Below are 19415 nucleotides of genomic sequence, written 5' to 3'. Positions count from 1 at the left end.
TAAACATTTTGCACAATCCCAGCAGGGTGAAGTTAATCTTACAGCACATTCTGAGTTTTTTTTTTTTTTTTATAAAGGACAAATTGTTTTGAGGGGCGCTCACATAAATCGCTATGCGTTTCAGGAAGAGCCCAAACAGGGAGAGCCTGTATATCTTGATGTCAAAAGATTTCTTAACGCTCATGGTAAAAATACAAAGGCGTACGACCATAAATATATTCGTATTGGCTATCAGAGAGGGTCTGCAATAGACAATTGGCGCAGAATTATAGCGACCATTATTGAGAAGGATAACTTTTGTTCTGACACTATCAACTATATTGTTAATCCAAAAAACCACAGTATATTTGCTATTCTTGCTTTACTGAATTCATCATTATGGGAATGGCGGTTCAGGCTTACAAGCACAAATAATCATGTAAATTCCTATGAAATAGATTCTATGCCGATGCCACTTATCGCCTTCACCACACCTGAAAAAGAACGGCAGGAATTTATTGAAGAGGCTATTGCGTTGTATGATACTTCTAAATATGAGGACATTTTAAAATGGGCAGAGTACGAATTAGCATTGGGCAGGACTGACACCTCTCACGATTTCTTTGCTTACCTCGCCGAGCAGATGATAGAGTTAAACAAGGCAAAAGGTAATGAGACAAAAGGATTTGTCAAATGGCTTGAGCGGGAAATAGGCGCGGGAATTGATGACCTGTCAAATAAAACTGCTATTAAAGAATATCATGACAATGACTTCAACCATTTGCTTTATGTCCTCAGAAAGAATAGAAACAAAATGTCTGTTGACCCTTCAAGTCGTAGGACTCAGGAACTCCTCGAAAAACATTTTGCAAAAAGCAGTGCCGTTCTTGAGCCTTTGAAAGAAAAGATTAAGGCTACTGATGAGTTGATAGACGGAATTGTTTATAAGTTGTATGGATTGAGCGATGATGAGATTGAGATTGTAGAGGGGAGAGGAAGTGAATAAGGATTTACTCGGACAGAAAACCAGCGAAGCTTCATCTATTAAATTGAAACTTTTCTGCGATGAATCAGGCTCAAAAGATTGGCTTTATATAGGCGTTATGATAGTGCCAGAGAAAATTGAACCTTTGCTTTTGCAGGAACTATTGAATATGCGCTGCGGGCATCCAGATGGCGACAAGATTTGGGGGCAGTGTTCTGATGGATGCCAACGACATAAGCATAATAATACTGAGGTGCATTATAGCGAGCTTGAGAAATCTAAGGACAAGTATTTTATCGCTGAAAAGTGGCTCAATTATTTGTTAAACGATAGAAATAAAATCTATTTCTATATTTTAGGAATTGATTTAAAGAAATTAGACAAAGCTCAGTTTGGCACACAAAGGCAGGCTAACAATATTTACAACAGGTTCTTCAGAACAGCTATTCTAAAATCTGTCAAGTCATACTTTCACAATTATAGTTCGATAACCATTGAGAAAATCTTCCATGATAAGAATAAAGCTCTTGAGACCGATATGCATTTTTCATGGCACTCAATTTTTTATATAGGCAATCATGATGATAAAGTCAGGTTTGTTTCTAATAATATCTCATTCATCAATTCTGACCATAGAAAAGCGAAGAACCAATATTCGAATTTCATTCAGTTTATTGACTTGCTATTAGGCTGTTTCAATAATTGTCTCGATCATTCGTCAAAAAATGTAGACAAAGAGACCCTCAGCGAAAAGAGTCTGCCGTTAATTGAGCGGCTTATAGAAAAACCTAACAATAAGAATAGCAGTTATAAATACTTTGGCAGACAAAAGATAGAATTTTTTCCTATGCATGACTTGAGCGGCCTAGATGAAAAATCATTGGAATATAGATACAAGAAAATGGATTCCTTTTATACAAAAAGGCCATTAAAAATAAAAAATAAGAATCAGACGGCATTGCCTTTTTAAAAAACTGTTATTGAGCTTGTCGGAAATTAAGAAAGGATTCATTAGATTGAAAAAAGAATTTGGCAAAGAAATTGGGGAATGGTCAGAGATAAAATTAAAGTGCATTCATAATTATCTTGGGGCATACTCAAATATTTTGAGTCGTGCTGGTTACAAGGAATATTACTTTATAGATGGCTTTGCAAGTACAGGATTCTGCAAGAGCAAACAAACTTCGACGACGATTAGAGGTTCTGCGACTTTAGCTTTGACGGTTAACCCGCCTTTCAGTAAATACTTTTTTATAGAACTGGATAAAAATAAGATAAAAGAACTGGAAAAGCTCAGGGCTTTATTCCCTAATCTCAATGTTGAAATATTTCACGGTGATTGCAATATTGAAATTGCAAATGTTCTTAAGAGAATAGCAGATAATAATCCCTTCTTAGCTTTATTCGATCCTCAGGCAGGTGACCTTTATTGGGATACAATTCGAAGAGTATCTGAGAAAAATAAAGCAGAGTTACTTATTAATTTTCCTTTTGGGATGGCAATCAATAGATATATGCCGCTTGAAGATGGGAAAAATATTGACGGTGAAATGAAGAAAAAATTAAATATGATTTTTGGGACAGAATCATGGGAGCCAATCTATTATGAAAGGAAGAAAGGAACAATTACCCCTTTTCAAGCAAGGGAGAAATATTTGGATATCTATTTGATAGGGTTAAAGCAGTTGGGGTTCAAATATTATGCAGTCAAAAATCTTATGAATTCTAAAAATGTGCATATTTACTATTTAATTTTTGCAACACGTAACAGGAAGGGTCTTGAAAAAATGAAAGATAATTTTGTAGAAGGCGAAACAGAAAGGCAAACTTTATTTTTTAAGCAGGACATCGTTAATGCTGTTTATAATGAATTCGCTGGAAGTCAAAAAATATCGCTGGATATTATCTTGGGAAAAATGTTGACAGGCAAGAATATTTATCGTGTACAAGATTTTAAAGATGCTTTGATACACTTGGAAAAAGATAAGAAACTTATCAGGATTAATCCAAGACCGCGATGCCGGTCTTTCAACGAAACAGACTTATTCAAGATAATATGAGATTATTAGAGATTAAAAGAAAATCTCTACTTTACAAGAGCGAAGTTGAATACGCAGACTTCTGTTTGAATCATGTTGAGGGGTGTTCTCACGGGTGTAAATATCCATGCTATGCCTATATGATGAAAAGGAGGTGCGGCATAGTTACAACCTATGAAGAGTGGTGCAAGCCTAAAATAGTTTCTAATGCGTTAGAACTTTTGGACAAAGAAATACTGAAATACAAAAGCAAAATAAAATATGTTCATTTATGTTTTTCGAATTACACTGGTCTCTTTAAGCGAAAAATTCAGGAAAGAATTTGAGCCGAATTCTGCTAAATTTAAAGATAGAATAGATTCTCTAAAATATTTACATAAAAAAGATTTTAAAACATGGGTGAGTATGGAGCCGTATCCTACCCCAAATTTAATCAAGCAGGATTTGATGGAAATATTGGACGCTGTATCTTTTGTAGATAAAATTGTCTTTGGCAGATTGAATTATAACGTTAAATCATCTGAATTTAAATATTCTAAGGAATTCTATAATGACCTTGCAGTATCTGTTATTAATTTTTGCAAGAGAAACAGAATTAGTTATCATATAAAGCAAGGAACACAAACATAAAAAATAAACTGGCACCTTATCCGTCGGGCAGAGGGCAGGAGATTGAGGTTGCGGAGGAAAATAAATATGTCATATTGACAAAATGTCATAATTATGATATTTTAGCCATAAATAGATTTGGAGGTACACAATGCTTATCTCTATTGACAAACGGGGCAGTATTAATCTACCTGCTTCCCTGCGAAAACAGATGAAGCTTGAAAGAGGCAGTTATCTTGATCTGGAGGTGATGGAGGGAGGAACGATTGTACTCAATCCGGTGGCCGTGTATCCAACAGTGCAGTTGAGCGAACAGGGTTTGAAAAAGCTGCAGGAGGCCAGGAAAAGCGGTAAAACAGAAATGCCTGAATGGCTTAAGAAGGAAATAAAGAGTGCCGAAGCTGACGCCGACTAAGCTTTTTCTTAAAGATATTGAATCTCTTAAATCAAAAAAACAACTCTGGAAAAAAATCACAAAGGCTCTTGCCTTTTTAGAAGAAAACCCCTTACATCCCGGGTTGCATATAGAACGAATTATCAACGATCCAACCGCCTGGTCTGTTCGTGTTGACAAACGGTACAGAATTTCACTCGAACCAGAAAAACATCACCATTCAAGAAATCCTGACTGGTCAGGTGGGATACTGCTTTTGCGTATTCTTGATCACGACGACCTTTATAAGCATCCAAGATAACCATGATGCATTATCTATGGCAAATGGCGGGAGATTGAGATTTTGGAAAAGATTTGCTACTTCCGCGTATTACATTCAATTTATGTATAATAAACCAATATGGCGTGGGTTGTGTGGATTACAGGGCTTCCAGGAAGTGGCAAGAGCACTGTTGCAGATGCATTAAAGGAAAAGTCTCCTGATGCAGTTATATTGCGCATGGATGAATTAAGAAAGGTCATAACACCAGAGCCCACTTACTCTGACATTGAAAGGGAACATGTCTACAGGGCACTTGTCTATTCAGCAAAGCTCCTGTCTGAACTCGGCCATAATGTGATAATCGATGCCACAGGAAACAGGAGGGCATGGAGGGAGCTCGCAAGAATGCTCATTCCTAAGTTTGTCGAGGTTTATTTAAAATGCCCAATTGAAGTCTGTATAGAAAGGGAGGAAAAAAGGATTGACACCCACGCGGCTCCAACTGAGATTTATGAGAAGGGCAGGAAGGGGTGGCCTGTGCCTGGTGTAAAGGTGCCATATGAGGAACCACTGAAACCAGAGGTTACAATAGATGCTGTAAAAAAATCTCCGTCAGAGGCCTCAGAAAAAATTATTAGAATGCTTAAATCAAAAGCCTGAGGTTTCTTATTTCATCCCTCCAGCTCGGAATCCTCAGTACGAGTCTCTGAGAGTCATACCGACCTACAACTTTTTTTAATCGGCTGTCATGATAAGTTTTTATCTCGTATTTCGTATCTCGTAAAGTTACAGTAACTGCCCCATCCCTGTCTGTCCTGAAAAGCTCTGTCTCGGAATCGAGTGTCGTTGCGACAGTCGTACCGACTCGTACCGACCTGCTGTATCTTTCGAGGGCCTCAATGTGGGGATGGTTAAATGGATTGTTCCTGCCCGCACTGATTACAGCAAACCGCGGCTTTACAGAATAAAGAAAGGCATCAGAGCTTGACGTCCTTCCACCGTGGTGGGGGACTTTAATAATATCACTTTTGAGCCATTTATGGAGATGGATTAAATTTTCTTCTGCCTCGACCTCTATGTCTCCTGTAAAAAGGACAGACAATCCTTTGGCCTCTATTTTTAACACTAAGGAATCGCTGTTCTGATTTGAAAAATCTCCCCTCTGAGAGCCGGCATGGAACTCCCTGTAAGGGTGAAAGCAGTAAATCCTGTACCCCTTTCCTTCTACTGAATCACCTCTTTCAATGACCCTGTAAGGGATTTGCTTTTCAACTGCCTTTTCAAAAAATTCCTCTGACCCGGGGATTACCCTTCCGTTTCCCCAGATTTCACCGACCCTGAAGTTGTCCATTATATAAATGAGGCCGCCATAATGGTCTGGATGGGGATGGCTCAGCACAACAAAGTCTATCTTTTTTATCCCTCTGGACCAAAGGTATGGAGCGATTACCTTCCTTCCTGTTTTGAGGTCCTTTGAGCCTCCATCAATCAACATCGTCTTTCTGTCAGGCAGCTCTATGAGGGATGCATCCCCCTGGCCAACATCAAAAAATGTAACCCTCAGACTATGGTTATTAAAAGAGGGATTCAAAATATAGAGGGCGACTACGATTACAAAGGGGGAAAGCCTCCATTTTGATTTGCTTTTCAAAAAAATGCCCATAGATAAAAAATAAAGACAGATGATTATGATTGATGGTTTTGGTATATGCAGGTTTGCATATGGAACAGTTGAGAGGAGTTTAATGAGATTTAAGGAAACATCAGAGATTTTATCAATAAGCCAGCCCATAGGGAGAAAAGAGCTGTTAAAGATTATTGCAATAAAGCCTGAGAAGAAACCAACTGGAAGGAGCACAAAGCATACGAGGGGAGTGACGATGAGATTGGCAAGAGGAGAAATCAGAGGAAATTGATAGAAATAATATGCTACAAGGGGGGCTGTGCCGAGGGTTGCAGCAACAGTTATCATGATAGAGGTTTTGATGCCTTCAAATGCCCTTTTCAGCAGAGAAGGCCTGGTCGCACCGACCTTTGGGCCTTTTTCCCATTCTTCATCGGGCTTGTATTTCTCAAGGACATATCCAATGGATAAAACTGCAAGAAATGAAAGCTGAAAGGAAAGGTCAAATAATGCCCTGGGCTCCCATAAGAGGATAATAACTGCTGCTATGGATAGGGAATTTAGCCACTGGCCTTTTCTTCCGAGGAAAAGGGCTGCCATGTAAATAAAGACCATTATAAAAGAACGGATTGTTGGAATACTGCCACCAGAGATTATTGCATATAAGATTAATAAGGGGAGTGTTATAATAACTGCTATCTGTGTGGGAGTAATATAGAGGGTCAGCCTCGCAAAAAGTCTATATGGCATCACCTTAACAAGGCCCTTGATTATTTTAAATAGTATAAAGGCGAGAAGTCCAAAGTGGGTTCCAGAGACACTGAGGAGATGGGCAAGACCTGTAGCGCTGAAGGCATTTCTTAAATTCTGGTTAATCTCTGTTTGCAGCCCCAGGACTATTGCCTTAAGGAATGAGGCATTCTCCTCAGTGAGGCTCTCATTAAACATTTTTCCGAGTCCCTGCCTTTTTTTGTAAACCCGGTGAAAGAAACCGCTGCCTTCCTCGATTACCTCGATCTGTTTAGAAAAGCCAGCAGCAAAAACCCCATCCCTTCTTAAATCATAAGAATAGACCCCGGGATTTAGAAACACGGCAGGTTCTTTAAGTCTTGCAATGGCTTTTATCCTATCGTTATATCCATGGCCTGTTTCAGCCTGCCCCGTTAGAGACGAAATCTCTAACGGGGCAGGGGCACTGAGCCTGACCTTGCCTGGTAAATCTTCGCCATTTATATTTACATCATCAATGGTAAAGCGGAGCTTCCCTCCTGAGAGCACTGGCATATCAGCAACAGTGCCTTTGATTATGGATTCTCCTTCAGGCAGTTTAACTGCAGGGAAATCTTCATGTCGTATATTGCTGTATAAAAAGCCTGCAATAAGGGCAAAGGCCATGAGTGCAATTTGAGAAGAAGATCTCTTTGCAATTTTATTGCCCTGGCGGTTTTTTATCAGGCCTGCGGCAACAATAACAGAAATAATTATGGAAATAGAGAATGGAAAGTAAGGCAGAAAATTATAAACAGCAATCCCTGAGATAAAAGGCAGGGCAAAGGTCATCAAATCAAATTCAATTTTGCATTTTCAATCTGATTATTTCTGTTAGCTCTTTTGCTATCAGGGCAATCCTGTCCATGTCCTCTCCTTCTACCATCACCCTGATTTTTGGCTCTGTGCCGGAAGGTCTGATAAGGATACGCCCTCCATCGAGTCTTTTCTCGGCTGCTTTTATAGCCCTGATGATCTCGGGGAATTCTTCTACATTCTTTTTCTCTGTTACCTTTACGTTCATTAAGACCTGCGGATAACGGGGAATGTCAGAGGCAAGTTCTGAGAGGGTTTTTCCCTTTTTACGCATTACCGCAAGGGCCTGAAGGGCTGTCAGAGGGCCATCCCCTGTTGTATTGTAATCCATAAATATTATGTGCCCTGACTGTTCTCCGCCAAGGTTATACCCGCCTTTAAGCATTTCCTCTACAACGTATCTATCGCCCACCTGCGTTCTTATGAGTTTTATTCCTGCACTGCGTAAAAATTTTTCAAGACCCATATTACTCATAACAGTGCAGACTATAGTGTTGCCTTTAAGATAACCTCCCTTTTTCGCCTCTAAGGCACAGATCCCCATTATCTGGTCTCCATCAACTATCTGTCCATTTTCATCGCAGAGGATTGTCCTGTCAGCATCACCGTCATGGGCAATTCCAATATCTGCCCTGTTTTCAATAACCGCTTTCTGCATAGCCTCAGGGTGAATAGAGCCACAATTTGCATTTATATTTTTACCATCGGGCTTCTCATTAATCGCTATTACCTCTGCCCCGAGCTCCCTTAAAACCCATGGGGTCACTTTATAGGCTGCTCCATTTGCGCAATCCACAACCGCCTTCAATCCATCGAGCGTCATGCCCTTTGGAAAGGTTGACTTCAGATACTCGATATATCTGCCAGTAGCATCTTCTATCCTGAAGGCCTTGCCAATGTCAGAGCCGAGCGGCCGTATCTTCTTCATCTCCTCAGAAAACACAGCGTCCTCTATTGCCCTCTCTACTTCATCTGGAAGCTTAAAGCCATTGGAGGAAAAAAACTTTATGCCATTGTCATCATAAGGGTTGTGGGAGGCAGAAATAACAATACCCGCATCTATTCTGAGGCTTCTTGTGATAAATGCTATCCCGGGGGTTGGAAGTGGGCCGACAAGAACAACATTCATGCCCATAGAACATATGCCTGAGGTAAGAGCGCTCTCAAGCATATATCCTGATAGCCGCGTATCTTTGCCAATGAGTATCATATTCCTTCCATGTGCCTTCTTTAACACATGGGCTGCTGCCCTGCCAACCTTGAGGGCTATCTCTGAAGTCATGGGATATGTATTTACTTTACCTCTTATGCCGTCTGTTCCAAAAAGTTTTCTCATTTTGACCTCGCAAGTAATATATTAACCTTTACTTCCAGAGTATTTACCCGAATATTTCGATTAGAGACCTCCAGGCGGGCATCATACTTCAGGTCTTCTGTAATGCCTGTTATATCAATAGGCTCTGTCTTAAGCACATGAAGCCTCACAAGCACAGCCTTCGGGCCTTCAATTTCAACTTCTTTTGGCATTACCTCCACGGTACGCACCCGTAGCCCCTGTTCTGGTGAACCGATGATTACAGGCCTCACTGCAACAACCTTTTTAATCGTCTCATCAAGCCAGAGTTTTATTGTCCTGGGAGAAATCTTGGTTATGGTAAGATACCTCGGTAGTTTCACATTATCCTTAGAAAGATAAAAAGATGTTTCCCCTTTCTTTGCATCGCTGAGCTCTACAAAAACAGTTATATCATTTTGCCTTAAATTTCTAACAAGCCTTTCCTGGCCTTCTATTGTAATACTTACCTTTTTAGGGCCCTCCACCATTTCCATGCTTTGCGGTATGTTTTTATATTCAATCGGGATATCAATAGTAATCGTAGAGCGGCCCTTTGCGACTACAAAAAACCAGAGGGCAATGGCCAGAAGTAGAGAGGCCAGCTTCAAAGAGGGATTTTTCTTTATAAATTTTATGAACCTCATCTCTTCTTTTCCTTTGGTGCTGCAAAGGCATCTGTGAGGAAATCCCTGAGAGAACCCATATCTACATTCTTTTCGAGTTTGCCTCCCACCGCAGTAGCAATGCTGCCTGTCTCTTCAGAGATTATTATTGCAACTGCATCTGTCTCCTCTGTCAGGCCGATACCGGCCCTGTGCCTTGTTCCGAAAGTTTTTGAAAGTTCGGTACTCAGGGTGAGGGGCAAGAAACATCCTGCGGCAATGACCCTGTTGCCTTTTATAATCACAGCGCCGTCATGTATAGGAGATGTCGGGTGGAAGATACTCAGGATAAGCTCCCTCGATACCTTTGCGTCGAGGGGTGTGCCAATCTCAATAAAATCCCTGAGGCTTGTCTCCCTCTCAAGGACTATCAGGGCGCCAATTTTCCTATTTGCAAGGGCTATAGATGCTTTTACTATTTCTTCGAGAGACTTCAACTCTTCGGCCGGTGCGAGGGACGGAAGAAAAGGGGCTTCTCCCATCTGGGCCAGTGCGCGCCTTATCTCTGGCTGGAATAAAATTATAATGGCTATCACTATCTGTGCCCAGAAGCTCTGAATAAGCCAGTCTATGGTGTAAAGTTCTATATACCTGGAAAGCAGTGATGCGAGAAGCAATACGCCGAGGCCTATCAGCATCTGGGCTGCCCTGGTCCCCTTAATAATTAAAAGCACGCGGTAGAGTATTATTGCCACGAGAAGGACATCAAAAATATCCTGCCACCTGAACTGTTTGAGGATTTCCATGCTGGCTGTTATTATAACAGGTTTTTTGAGTTAGGGGTCAAAGAATTGGCACAGCCCATAGTGTATAGAAGCACTCTCCATGTAGCAAAACTTTACACTCTCAAAAGTTTCCCTGGTAACTACAAAATCTCTTGACAACCATTTTACCTTTAGATAGATTTTGGATAGATACCTTAATTTTTTGTTTACAGCTCAGTTACCCCGACCCGCTTCGCATCGAGGCGAGAGTGTCGGGGCAACGAGTTGAACCTGACTATTCAATAAATAACATCGGCTTGACCATTATCAAACTAAGGGTTTCCCGATAAAGTCGGGACAAAATTGAACCCACAAGGGGAAGGAGGAACCATGTCTAACACAGAGCAAAAACAGGTAGAATTAGGGACTTCAAGTAGTGGGCTTCAGCCGAATCTTGCTGCAGCCCTGGCTTATGTTCTGACAGTTATAACCGGCATAATCATCTTTGTAATCGAGAAGGAGAATAAATATGTCCGGTTTCATGCAATGCAGGCGATCTTATTTGGGGCTGCATGGATCATTCTCTGGATAGTCCTGGGTATAGTCTCGATTGCCTTAGCATTTGTCCCTGTAGTTGGATGGATTATCAGTGCTGTGATTTACCTTGGATTAGGTCTCGGTGGATTCATCCTCTGGTTATTTGTCATATATAAGGCATATCAGGGAGAAAGATTCAAGCTCCCCATTGTTGGAGATATTGCTGAGAAGAATGCATAAAAAATGAAGCTCGCCGGAGGGCTGATGCGGTAGTTAAAGAACTAACAACCAAACACGGCATTGCTGCTGCACGTTTACGGGCAGATGGCGTCGGCCCTCTGTCGCCTGTGGCTTCGAACGATACCGATGAAGGCAGGGCGAAAAACAGAAGGGTAGAATTAGTTAAACAGTAGATGCTTGAGAAGATTGACTATGCAGGACTTGCAAAGATGATAGGGAAATGAACAATCTTATGAACTGAGGGCGAATATACTAAGAAGACCTCGAGTAAGAGGGAGGCGTGCGGATGCTGTTGTGAAAGAATTGACAACAAAACACGGCATTGCTACTGCGCGTCTTCGTGCAGACGGAGTCGGCCCCCTGGCGCCAGTAGCATCGAACAAGACCGATGAGGGCCGTGCCAAGAACAGAAGGGTTGAACTTGTGGAACAGTAAAAATGAGTAATGAGATAGCTTAAGAAAGGGGGAAGATATGAAAGCAATATCCGGGAAAAAGGTACTATGGCAAGTCGTTGTTGTAGTGGCGGCAAGTATATTATGGACATGGGGGATGGTTAGGCCGGATGATGCCTCGGCGGTTACAGACGCATGCAAGCTCTTGTCCGCAGGGGAAATCGAAGCCGTAGTCGGCGGAAAGGTGGGCCGTAGCGGGGCGTTGGAAACCACAGAGATGTGCCAAATGATGGCAGGAACTTACTTCGTGACAGTTCGTCGGTTCGCGAAAAAGGACGCTGATACCAAGCACGCAAGCGAGGGTATCGAAAAGGCCAAGAAGATGGGAATAAAAATGACAGAGGAGAAGCACGGAAACACCACTTGCTCGACCGCCATTGGTAATTCCCGCACACCGGCCTATATAACGGGTTGTACCGTGGACAAGGGCGGGGTCATAGTAGGCGTGGAGGTCATGTCGCCTTCGGAGGCACAGATGGTCCCTGTTTCAAAGCTTCGGCCATTGGCCGAGAAGGCCGCTGGCCGGCTCTGAGTCGAAAAAACTTTTTGGAATGATAAAAGGCATTCAAGTCGAATGTAAGAATGTTCCGGACATCACGGCTATCACGGTATCGGAGCACAAATAGATTGCTTTTCAATTGTGGCATCGAACAAGACCGAGGAGGGACGTGCGAAGAACAGAAGGGTGGAGCTCGTTGAACAATAACAATCTAATTTTAAGGAGGATAGCATGAAAAAGAAAGGTATTTGCATCACAGTAGGAGCGGTACTCTGTGCCGTTTCGCTGTTTGTTTCAACTCCAGCACTGGCTGTTGACATGAAGGAAGGCAAGTGGGAGCATACCATGGAGATGAAGATGGAAGGCATGCCCATGGAGATCCCTATGATGCCCATTACCACGACCGAGTGCCTGTCACAGAAGGACATTGTCCCCCAGACCGCGCAGAAGGAGAAGGAGCAGAACTGTAAGATTCTTGATCAGAAGATCACCGGCAACAAGGTGATATGGAAGGTCAAGTGCGTCGAGAAAGGTTCGGTGACCGAGGGTGAAGGGGAAATCACTTACAGCGGGACCACCTATGCGGGAACGCTGAAGACAAAGATCACGGACAAGAGCGGGCAGGTTATGCGCTCGACAACCAAGATGAAGGGCCGCCGCATCGGGGACTGCAAGTAGAATCACTGGAAATCTACTATTCTCGTTTGTGTGGCAACTTAACTCAGCGGGTTCAAGTTTGTAACCACATCTGTCCAAAACAACTTTTCCTGGACAGCATATGGAGAATTAGAATGAGAACTAATAGATTATTGTTTCGTAAGTTGTCATTCCTGCGGAGGCAGGAATCCAGTTTTTTCAATATGTTNNNTTTCAGAATAAGGCAACCTGATTTGAGAACATGAACATACCTGTCCAAAAAGCTTTAAATTACAATAGGTTTAAATCAAATAAGAGAACTTTTTAGATTATCTTGGACAGATGTGGTTTGTAACTTGAACCCGTATATTTTGTGCTTCATAAAAGCACTGTCTCAATAACAATTCAAACTTCAGGGTTCAATTTTCAACAGGCTGTTTACTATTGACGAACTATCGCATCTGCAACCTTTGCCACTCTTGCCATAGCTTTCACATCGTGTACCCTTATTATATTTGCGCCATTGAGTATTGCAATTGCAACTGCTGCTGCTGTGCCCTCAAGCCTTTCGTTAACTGGCAGGTCTCCGAGCACCTTCCCTATAAAAGACTTCCTTGACGGGCCAATCAAGATTGGTTTTTTGATGGAAGAAAATTCACCGAGCCTCTTTATGATTTCAAGGTTGTGCTCCACAGTCTTTCCAAAACCTATTCCAGGGTCAATTATTATCAGGTCTTCGGGTATGCCGGCGTTCATCGCTATTTTGATACTGTAATTGAAATAATCCATGATCTCAGGGATTAAGGCATCGTAGGATGGATTTAACTGCATATCTCTTGGTGTGCCCTTTATGTGCATAATGACAACAGGGACGCCAGCCTTTGCAATGACCCCTGGCATATCAGGGTCAAACCTCAGGCCGCTTATGTCATTCACAATAGAGGCGCCTGAAGATATGGCAGCCCTCGCAACAGAGGCTTTATAAGTATCAATGGATATAGGCACATTTACTTTTTTTGCAATTGACTCAATCACAGGCAAGACTCTCCTAAGCTCTTCTTCTAAAGGCACCGGGTCTGAACCTGGCCTCGTGGATTCTCCTCCAACATCTATGATATCCGCTCCCTCTTCCACCAGCCTGAGGGCATGTTCAACAGCCCTCTCTTTATTTAGATAGAGTCCACCGTCAGAGAAAGAATCAGGAGTGACATTCAGAACCCCCATGATGTAAGTTTTTTTGGTGAAGTCAAAAATGAAGTCTCTCCAGGCGAGTTTCAAACAGCCCCCTTGCTCTCGTAAAGGCATTAACCTATCTATACCTCTGGGACGAATGCCTTTATTTCTTCTGATTCCCTTATTATGGCCTCTATTTCAGCGCCATCGAGGGTCTCTTTTTCAAGGAGGGTCCTGGCAAGATTTTCAAGAATGGAACGATTATCCAGGAGAAGATTCTTAGAGTATTCATACCTTTCAAAGACAATCCTTTTAATCTCAGCATCTATTTCTTCGGCTGTCTTTTCTGAGTAATCTTTATGTCTCGCAATCTCCTTTCCGAGGAATATGTGCTCTTCCCTTTTTCCAAAGGTCAGTGGCCCCAGTTTCTCGCTCATCCCCCACTCACAGACCATCTTCCTTGCCAGCTCGGTTGCCCTTTCAAGGTCATTTCCTGCCCCGGTTGTCATGTGCCCTAAAGCAATCTCTTCTGCTGCCCTTCCACCGAGCAGGACAGACATTGCATTGAACAGATAATCTCTGGAGTATGTGTATCTATCATCTATTGGAAGCTGCTGTGTAACTCCGAGGGCCATTCCCCTGGGGATTATGCTCACCTTATGGATAGGGTCTGTATTAGGCGTTAGTTTTGCTACGAGGGTATGGCCTGCCTCATGGTAAGCGGTGTTGCGCTTCTCTGATTCGGATATTATCATACTCTTTCTTTCAACACCCATGAGGACTTTATCCTTTGCATTTTCGAAATCCTGCATTTCAACCTTGCTCTTGGATTGTCTGGCAGCGAAAAGGGCAGCCTCATTCACAAGATTGGCCAAGTCTGCGCCTGAGAAGCCCGGGGTGCCCCTTGCGATTAATTCGAGGGTTACATTTTCTGCAAGCGGGATTTTTCTCGTGTGGACTTTAAGGATCTCGAGTCTACCTTTTACATCAGGCTGTGATACAACGACCTGCCGGTCAAAACGGCCCGGCCTCAAGAGTGCGGGGTCAAGGACATCAGGCCTGTTAGTAGCAGCGAGAATTATCACGCCTCCTGTCCCCTCAAAGCCATCCATCTCCACAAGGAGCTGGTTAAGGGTCTGCTCTCTCTCATCATGACCTCCACCGAGGCCAGCGCCCCTGTGCCGACCTACTGCATCTATCTCATCAATAAAGATTATGCAGGGGGCATTTTTCTTGCCCTGTTCAAAAAGGTCTCTTACCCTCGACGCCCCTACACCGACAAACATCTCAACAAAATCAGAGCCACTTATGGAAAAGAAAGGAACCGCTGCCTCGCCTGCTATGGCCCTTGCAAGAAGGGTTTTACCTGTCCCTGGAGCGCCTACGAGCAGGACCCCTTTTGGTATTTTGCCTCCAAGCTTTGAAAACTTGCCAGGGTCTTTGAGAAAATCTATTATTTCCTGAACCTCTACCTTTGCCTCTTCTATGCCAGCCACATCAGCAAAAGTTATCTTTACTCCTTTCTCAGAAATAAGTCTCGCTTTGCTTTTTCCAAAAGACAGGGCCTTATTGCCGCCTGTCTGCATCTGGCGCATGAAGAATATCCATATGAAGACAAGTAAAATAATCGGCCCAAAGTTAAAAAAGACGGTTACATACCAGGGGTTTTGCTCTGGTGGTTTTGCTGTAATCTTTACACCTTTTGCCCGCAGGTCTTTAACCAGGTCAGGGTAATCAGCAGCATAGGATTTAAATTTTGTTCCGTTTTTAAGGCGTCCGGTGATGTGGTTTTCTTTTATGGTTACTTCTTCTATTTCACTGGTATCCAGTTTTGCCATGAAATCAGAAAATATTATTTCCTCTTCGACCTTCTTTGGGGCATTAAAGAGGTTGAAGAGTAATATCATGACTACGCCGAATAATATCCAGACAATCAGGTTTCTATACAAATTTTTAACCTCCCTCCTGTTAAATAAAATAACATATTTCTTTTCGGTTTTACAATGACTCCCGCTTTCTTCTCCCTGTTTATCATTCCCGCACGTCGGGAATCCTTCCGACTCCTCAGCGGGTTCAAGTTACAAACTTGAACCCGCAGGAGATTTGCTACTTTAAAGGTTCAGAAAGGCATGATGCGTTTAATTAACTGGCCTCTATATAATCATTCACCCTGTCGGGGTTGAAAGTTCTGTCTTCAAGTACACTGTGGATGAAATTAAAAATCCTGCGTCTGTTTTCATGAGTGACATTAGGGTAGAAAACAGGATTTGCAACAACAACACCCCTGAATGCATAGAATGGCGCAACTACAGAGTAAAGCTCTGAATCCCCTGAGTTCCTGATATACCTGTCATAGAATAGTTTCAGTGCTTCAGAATACGGGCCATAGAGCTTTCCGAATTTATTGATTGAAAAGAAGATGTAATTAATTGTAAGCGCAGTTATATCATCCGCTGCATCTCCCCATGGGCCCCTGCTTCTATCAAGCAGGATAAAATCTTCGCTGTCCTTAAACCAGATATTGCCGGGATGGAAATCTCCATGTATCTGACATAGCCTTTTGAACCCGGGCTTCAGTTTCGCCCTCCAGTCAATGCACTTTTTCTCTACCTCTGCCATTTCCTCATAGTCAATGGTTCCATCAGGATAGGTATCAAACACTCCCATCAGGCATTCGCCATGTCCTATTGTGTCCCTGAGTTTCCTCCAGTAAAGGATTCTGGATTCCTTTTTAACCTTATGGATTTCTGAAAGGTAATCTGCCATCATATAAATCTTTTTTTTATCAGATTCGTCAAGGCTGTCTTTCTCTGCCATAGAATCGAGGTCTTTGAAATAATTAATTCCCTTTGCCTCTTCCATGAGGAGATAATACTCCTTACCTGTCCCGATGGATTGAACAGCACCTGCTTCTGTAAGCATTGCTACATCTACTGCCTTTATGTGTTTTGGCAAAAGCCCGTAATTGTCCTTTGCCCAGAGGAATACCGCTGCCCTGTCAGACGGCAAGTCGTGGCCGAGCCCTTCGCCTACAAGGTCTTTAAGGACAAGGCGTTTTATCCCTGCCTCTGTATCCAGGACTACGGAGAACCCTGTCCCGTGAACCCCTGCGCCGAGCGGGGAAAACTCTTTGAGTGTAATATCCTCTCCGAAGAGTCCTTTGAGGTATTTTTCAAGACAGCCTTTTTCTATCATCTCTTCTCCACCTCAGAAATGCGGGCCTCGACTTCTGCCTTTTCTCCTAAAAGCTCCTCTTTTTCCTTCCTGAGGTCCTCAAGCTCTTTATCAATCTCTTCTTCCTCTTTTTTCAATCGCCTTTCTTTTCCAACCATTTCTTTGTACTTTGGCCTCTTGAGTTCTTCTGCTAAGTCCCTGCTTTTTTCTTCCTTTGCCTCTATCTCCTTGAGCCTGTCCAGTATCGCCTGCCTCCTGTTTTTCAGGCTGACGAGGAGTTCGGCATCTGCTTCCCTCCCCTCTTCCACTGGCGTTATCTCAGCAGAAGGGACTTCTTCCTCTTTTTCCTTTGACCTTACATCCTTCACAGGCCCCTCTTCTTTTTCAATTTTTAATATATCTGCCCTGGGAATTGTGAACATACCCCCTCGCAAATAAAATTTAATTTCTCCTGCCTCCTCTTCGACATATTCAATGCCGGATATGACACTGCCATTTTTAAGATAGATGCTGTAGGCAGCGAGGGCATTGTCAGCGATAAAAAAGTGGATTAAAAGAAACAACTGTATTAAAAGTCCACCGGTGATGATTATTACAAAGCGTTTCATTTTTTACCTCCAACAAGGGCTTCAGCAATTTTTTTATCAATCCCCTTTACCTCAAGCAGTTCCTCCATAGTTGCTTTCCTTATTGCATCAAGGCTACCAAATCTTTTGAGCAGGGAAAGCCTCCTAACCTTCCCTATGCCAGGGATTTTTGATAGAGGAGATTCGAGAGTTCGTTTTGCCCTTAATTTTTTATGATAAGTTATAGCAAACCTATGGGCTTCATCCCTTATCCTTTGAAGCAGGTGCGTCGATGCTGCCCCTGGTGCCAAGGGTATGGGTGTGGCTTTAGCCGGCAGATATACCCTTTCAGGTCGATCCTTCCTCTCTTTTGCAAGACCAATCACATCCATTGAAAGCCCGAAGACAGACATAGCTCTAAGGGCAGCCTCGAGCTGGCCCCTACCTCCATCTATTACTAAAAGTTGCGGGAGGTCTTCACCGCCAACACTTTCCAGTTTTTTCTTAAAATACCTGCCAGCTACCTCTCCTATCATAGCAAAATCATCGATTCCTTCAACAGTTTTTATCTTAAAAAGTCTGTAATCGTCTTTGAGAAAACTTCTGTCTTTCCATACGACAAGGGCGCCCACAGCCTCAGAGCCTGAAATATTGGATACGTCAATGGCCTCGATTCTCTCTGGCAGGGCCTTCAGGTTAAGGAGATTCTTTAGCTCGAGAAGGGTCTCATCAACTCTCTCTTCTTTGTGTCTTCTAAAAGCAATGGCAGCATTGTCTGAGGCCATCCGGAGGACATTAAACTCCTTCTCAGTTTTTGGGATGGAAAGTTTTACAGTTCCCCCCCTTTTTTCACTCAGCCAGAGCCTCTGGGTGTGGAGCTCTGCCTGAACTGGAAGGATTATCGCAGGCGGCGGCAGGATTTCTTTTGAATAGAACTGCTCTATAAAACTTCTGAGGAGTTCGTCATCTCCTGTATCTTTAAGTCTTTTAAGGAAAAAATCCCTCTGCCCGATTATCATCCCCTTTCTTATAAATAGCATAAATACCACTGCCTCTTGCTTTTCCCTGTACAGGCCAATGGCATCCATATCTCCAAGCTCAGGCGCAACTGCCCGCTGTTCGCCCCACGCCTTTTCAATAACCCTTAGCCTGTCCCTTATATTAGCTGCCTCTTCAAACTTCAACACATCTGAAAGCCTCTCCATTCTCTTCTGGAGATTCTCGAGAAGCTCCTTTCTCTGTCCCTGGAGAAAGAGTTTTACTTCATTAACCGCCTCCATGTATTTATCCCTGCTGAGGTCTCCTGTGCATGGTGCAAGGCACCTGCCCATCTGATATTGCACACATGGTCTCATGGGCCTGTCGAGTTTGTGTCTGCACGTCCTTACAGGGAAATTACGCCTGACAAATGCAAGGGTCTCCCACATAATGCCAGTAGGGACATAGGGGCCAAAATAAATGGAGCCATCCCTTGCGATTCTTCTGACGACCTCAAGCCTCGGCCATTCCTCATTTACAGTGAGTTTAAGATATGGATAGTTTTTGTCATCCCTCAGGATTATATTATATTTCGGTTTAAATCTCTTTATGAAGTTTGCCTCAAGCACAAGGGCCTCAAGCTCATTCGCAGTGACTATATAACTGAAATCCCTAATTTCTCTTATCATTACAGATTTTCTTGCATCAAGCCCTGATGATTCCTGAAAATATGAGCGTAATCTTGTCCGCAGGTTCTTTGCCTTGCCGACATAGATGGGTCTTTCCCTGAGACCTTTCATTATATAAATGCCTGGGGATGAAGGGACAATGCTGAGTTTCTGTTTAACGGCCATAATAAATTATAACTGATTACCACCACATTTTCCCCTTACTGAAATTTAGAGATAGAACTAAGAACTACAGTAAAACTAACAAGGGAGGTAGGGAAGGCTGGTGAAGAATTTCTATACGACACCTTAA

Annotated in this window: 20 protein-coding genes; 11 read left to right on the top strand and 9 right to left on the bottom strand. The window is 42.8% G+C overall.

All coding sequences use genetic code 11. The annotated features are described in order from the left end of the window. The first annotated feature begins 88 nt into the window (after positions 1-88). From HZC12_08315 to HZC12_08290, 6 genes are all read left to right on the top strand, one after another. On the top strand, positions 89-985 hold the full coding sequence (locus HZC12_08315) for a hypothetical protein (GenBank protein ID MBI5026708.1): 897 nt from the start codon (positions 89-91) through the stop codon (positions 983-985). Beyond that, positions 978-1934, top strand: coding sequence for a hypothetical protein (locus tag HZC12_08310; protein MBI5026707.1), 957 nt, complete (start codon positions 978-980; stop codon positions 1932-1934). Before HZC12_08315 ends, HZC12_08310 begins: the two co-directional genes overlap by 8 nt. Before the next feature lie 16 nt (positions 1935-1950). Then, positions 1951-3024 (top strand): three-Cys-motif partner protein TcmP, encoded by a 1074-nt coding sequence (gene tcmP, locus HZC12_08305; protein ID MBI5026706.1) that lies wholly within the window; start codon positions 1951-1953, stop codon positions 3022-3024. A 739-nt stretch (positions 3025-3763) separates the two neighbouring features. Continuing rightward, positions 3764-4027: an AbrB/MazE/SpoVT family DNA-binding domain-containing protein gene (locus HZC12_08300; protein ID MBI5026705.1), complete on the top strand. Its 264-nt coding sequence runs from the start codon at positions 3764-3766 to the stop codon at positions 4025-4027. Further along, the gene (locus HZC12_08295) at positions 4005-4307 is read left to right on the top strand and encodes a type II toxin-antitoxin system RelE/ParE family toxin (protein ID MBI5026704.1); all 303 of its coding nucleotides are present in this window, start codon (positions 4005-4007) and stop codon (positions 4305-4307) included. The genes HZC12_08300 and HZC12_08295 overlap by 23 nt, the downstream gene beginning before the upstream one ends. 99 nt (positions 4308-4406) lie before the next feature. Then, a complete protein-coding gene (locus HZC12_08290) occupies positions 4407-4928 on the top strand; it encodes an adenylyl-sulfate kinase (GenBank protein ID MBI5026703.1) in 522 nt (173 codons plus the stop codon). On the opposite strand, the gene HZC12_08285 is transcribed toward HZC12_08290, so the two are convergent. From HZC12_08285 to HZC12_08270, 4 genes are read right to left on the bottom strand one after another with little or no spacing between them, the layout of a single operon-like run. Next, the gene (locus HZC12_08285; protein MBI5026702.1) at positions 4912-7452 is read right to left on the bottom strand and encodes a DNA internalization-related competence protein ComEC/Rec2; all 2541 of its coding nucleotides are present in this window, start codon (positions 7450-7452) and stop codon (positions 4912-4914) included. The two genes, HZC12_08290 and HZC12_08285, sit on opposite strands and share 17 nt — an antisense overlap. 10 nt (positions 7453-7462) lie before the next feature. Continuing rightward, positions 7463-8812: a phosphoglucosamine mutase gene (locus HZC12_08280; GenBank protein ID MBI5026701.1), complete on the bottom strand. Its 1350-nt coding sequence runs from the start codon at positions 8810-8812 to the stop codon at positions 7463-7465. After that, a complete protein-coding gene (locus tag HZC12_08275; protein ID MBI5026700.1) occupies positions 8809-9456 on the bottom strand; it encodes a hypothetical protein in 648 nt (215 codons plus the stop codon). The genes HZC12_08280 and HZC12_08275 overlap by 4 nt, the downstream gene beginning before the upstream one ends. Next, positions 9453-10220: a TIGR00159 family protein gene (locus tag HZC12_08270; GenBank protein MBI5026699.1), complete on the bottom strand. Its 768-nt coding sequence runs from the start codon at positions 10218-10220 to the stop codon at positions 9453-9455. The genes HZC12_08275 and HZC12_08270 overlap by 4 nt, the downstream gene beginning before the upstream one ends. Positions 10221-10568: 348 nt before the next feature. Between HZC12_08270 and HZC12_08265 the strand changes: the two genes are divergently transcribed. From HZC12_08265 to HZC12_08245, 5 genes are all read left to right on the top strand, one after another. Next, positions 10569-10955 carry a DUF4870 domain-containing protein gene (locus HZC12_08265; protein MBI5026698.1) on the top strand — a complete coding sequence of 129 codons (387 nt, stop codon included), beginning with the start codon at positions 10569-10571 and terminating at the stop codon, positions 10953-10955. After that, positions 10952-11128, top strand: a complete 177-nt coding sequence (locus tag HZC12_08260) for an OmpA family protein (protein ID MBI5026697.1) — start codon at positions 10952-10954, stop codon at positions 11126-11128. Before HZC12_08265 ends, HZC12_08260 begins: the two co-directional genes overlap by 4 nt. 121 nt (positions 11129-11249) lie before the next feature. After that, complete coding sequence (locus HZC12_08255; protein MBI5026696.1) at positions 11250-11390, top strand: hypothetical protein; 141 nt, start codon at positions 11250-11252, stop codon at positions 11388-11390. 37 nt (positions 11391-11427) lie between these two features. After that, positions 11428-11940, top strand: coding sequence for a hypothetical protein (locus tag HZC12_08250; GenBank protein ID MBI5026695.1), 513 nt, complete (start codon positions 11428-11430; stop codon positions 11938-11940). Between the two features lie 198 nt (positions 11941-12138). After that, positions 12139-12585: a DUF3617 family protein gene (locus tag HZC12_08245; protein ID MBI5026694.1), complete on the top strand. Its 447-nt coding sequence runs from the start codon at positions 12139-12141 to the stop codon at positions 12583-12585. 399 nt (positions 12586-12984) lie between these two features. On the opposite strand, the gene folP is transcribed toward HZC12_08245, so the two are convergent. From folP to uvrC, 5 genes are all read right to left on the bottom strand, one after another. Further along, positions 12985-13848 carry a dihydropteroate synthase gene (gene folP / locus HZC12_08240; protein ID MBI5026693.1) on the bottom strand — a complete coding sequence of 288 codons (864 nt, stop codon included), beginning with the start codon at positions 13846-13848 and terminating at the stop codon, positions 12985-12987. An 8-nt stretch (positions 13849-13856) separates the two neighbouring features. Continuing rightward, positions 13857-15695, bottom strand: a complete 1839-nt coding sequence (locus HZC12_08235) for an ATP-dependent metallopeptidase FtsH/Yme1/Tma family protein (GenBank protein ID MBI5026692.1) — start codon at positions 15693-15695, stop codon at positions 13857-13859. A gap of 163 nt (positions 15696-15858) precedes the next feature. Next, complete coding sequence (locus HZC12_08230) at positions 15859-16911, bottom strand: phosphotransferase (protein MBI5026691.1); 1053 nt, start codon at positions 16909-16911, stop codon at positions 15859-15861. After that, complete coding sequence (locus HZC12_08225) at positions 16908-17498, bottom strand: hypothetical protein (protein ID MBI5026690.1); 591 nt, start codon at positions 17496-17498, stop codon at positions 16908-16910. The genes HZC12_08230 and HZC12_08225 overlap by 4 nt, the downstream gene beginning before the upstream one ends. Next, on the bottom strand, positions 17495-19288 hold the full coding sequence (gene uvrC, locus HZC12_08220; protein MBI5026689.1) for an excinuclease ABC subunit UvrC: 1794 nt from the start codon (positions 19286-19288) through the stop codon (positions 17495-17497). The genes HZC12_08225 and uvrC overlap by 4 nt, the downstream gene beginning before the upstream one ends. Positions 19289-19415: the final 127 nt, after the last annotated feature.

The sequence above is a fragment of the Nitrospirota bacterium genome (genome assembly GCA_016214385.1).
Classification (GTDB): domain Bacteria; phylum Nitrospirota; class Thermodesulfovibrionia; order UBA6902; family JACROP01; genus JACROP01.
Note: the sequence above shows the minus strand (reverse complement) of the source record. Positions and strands in the feature narration are given on the sequence as shown.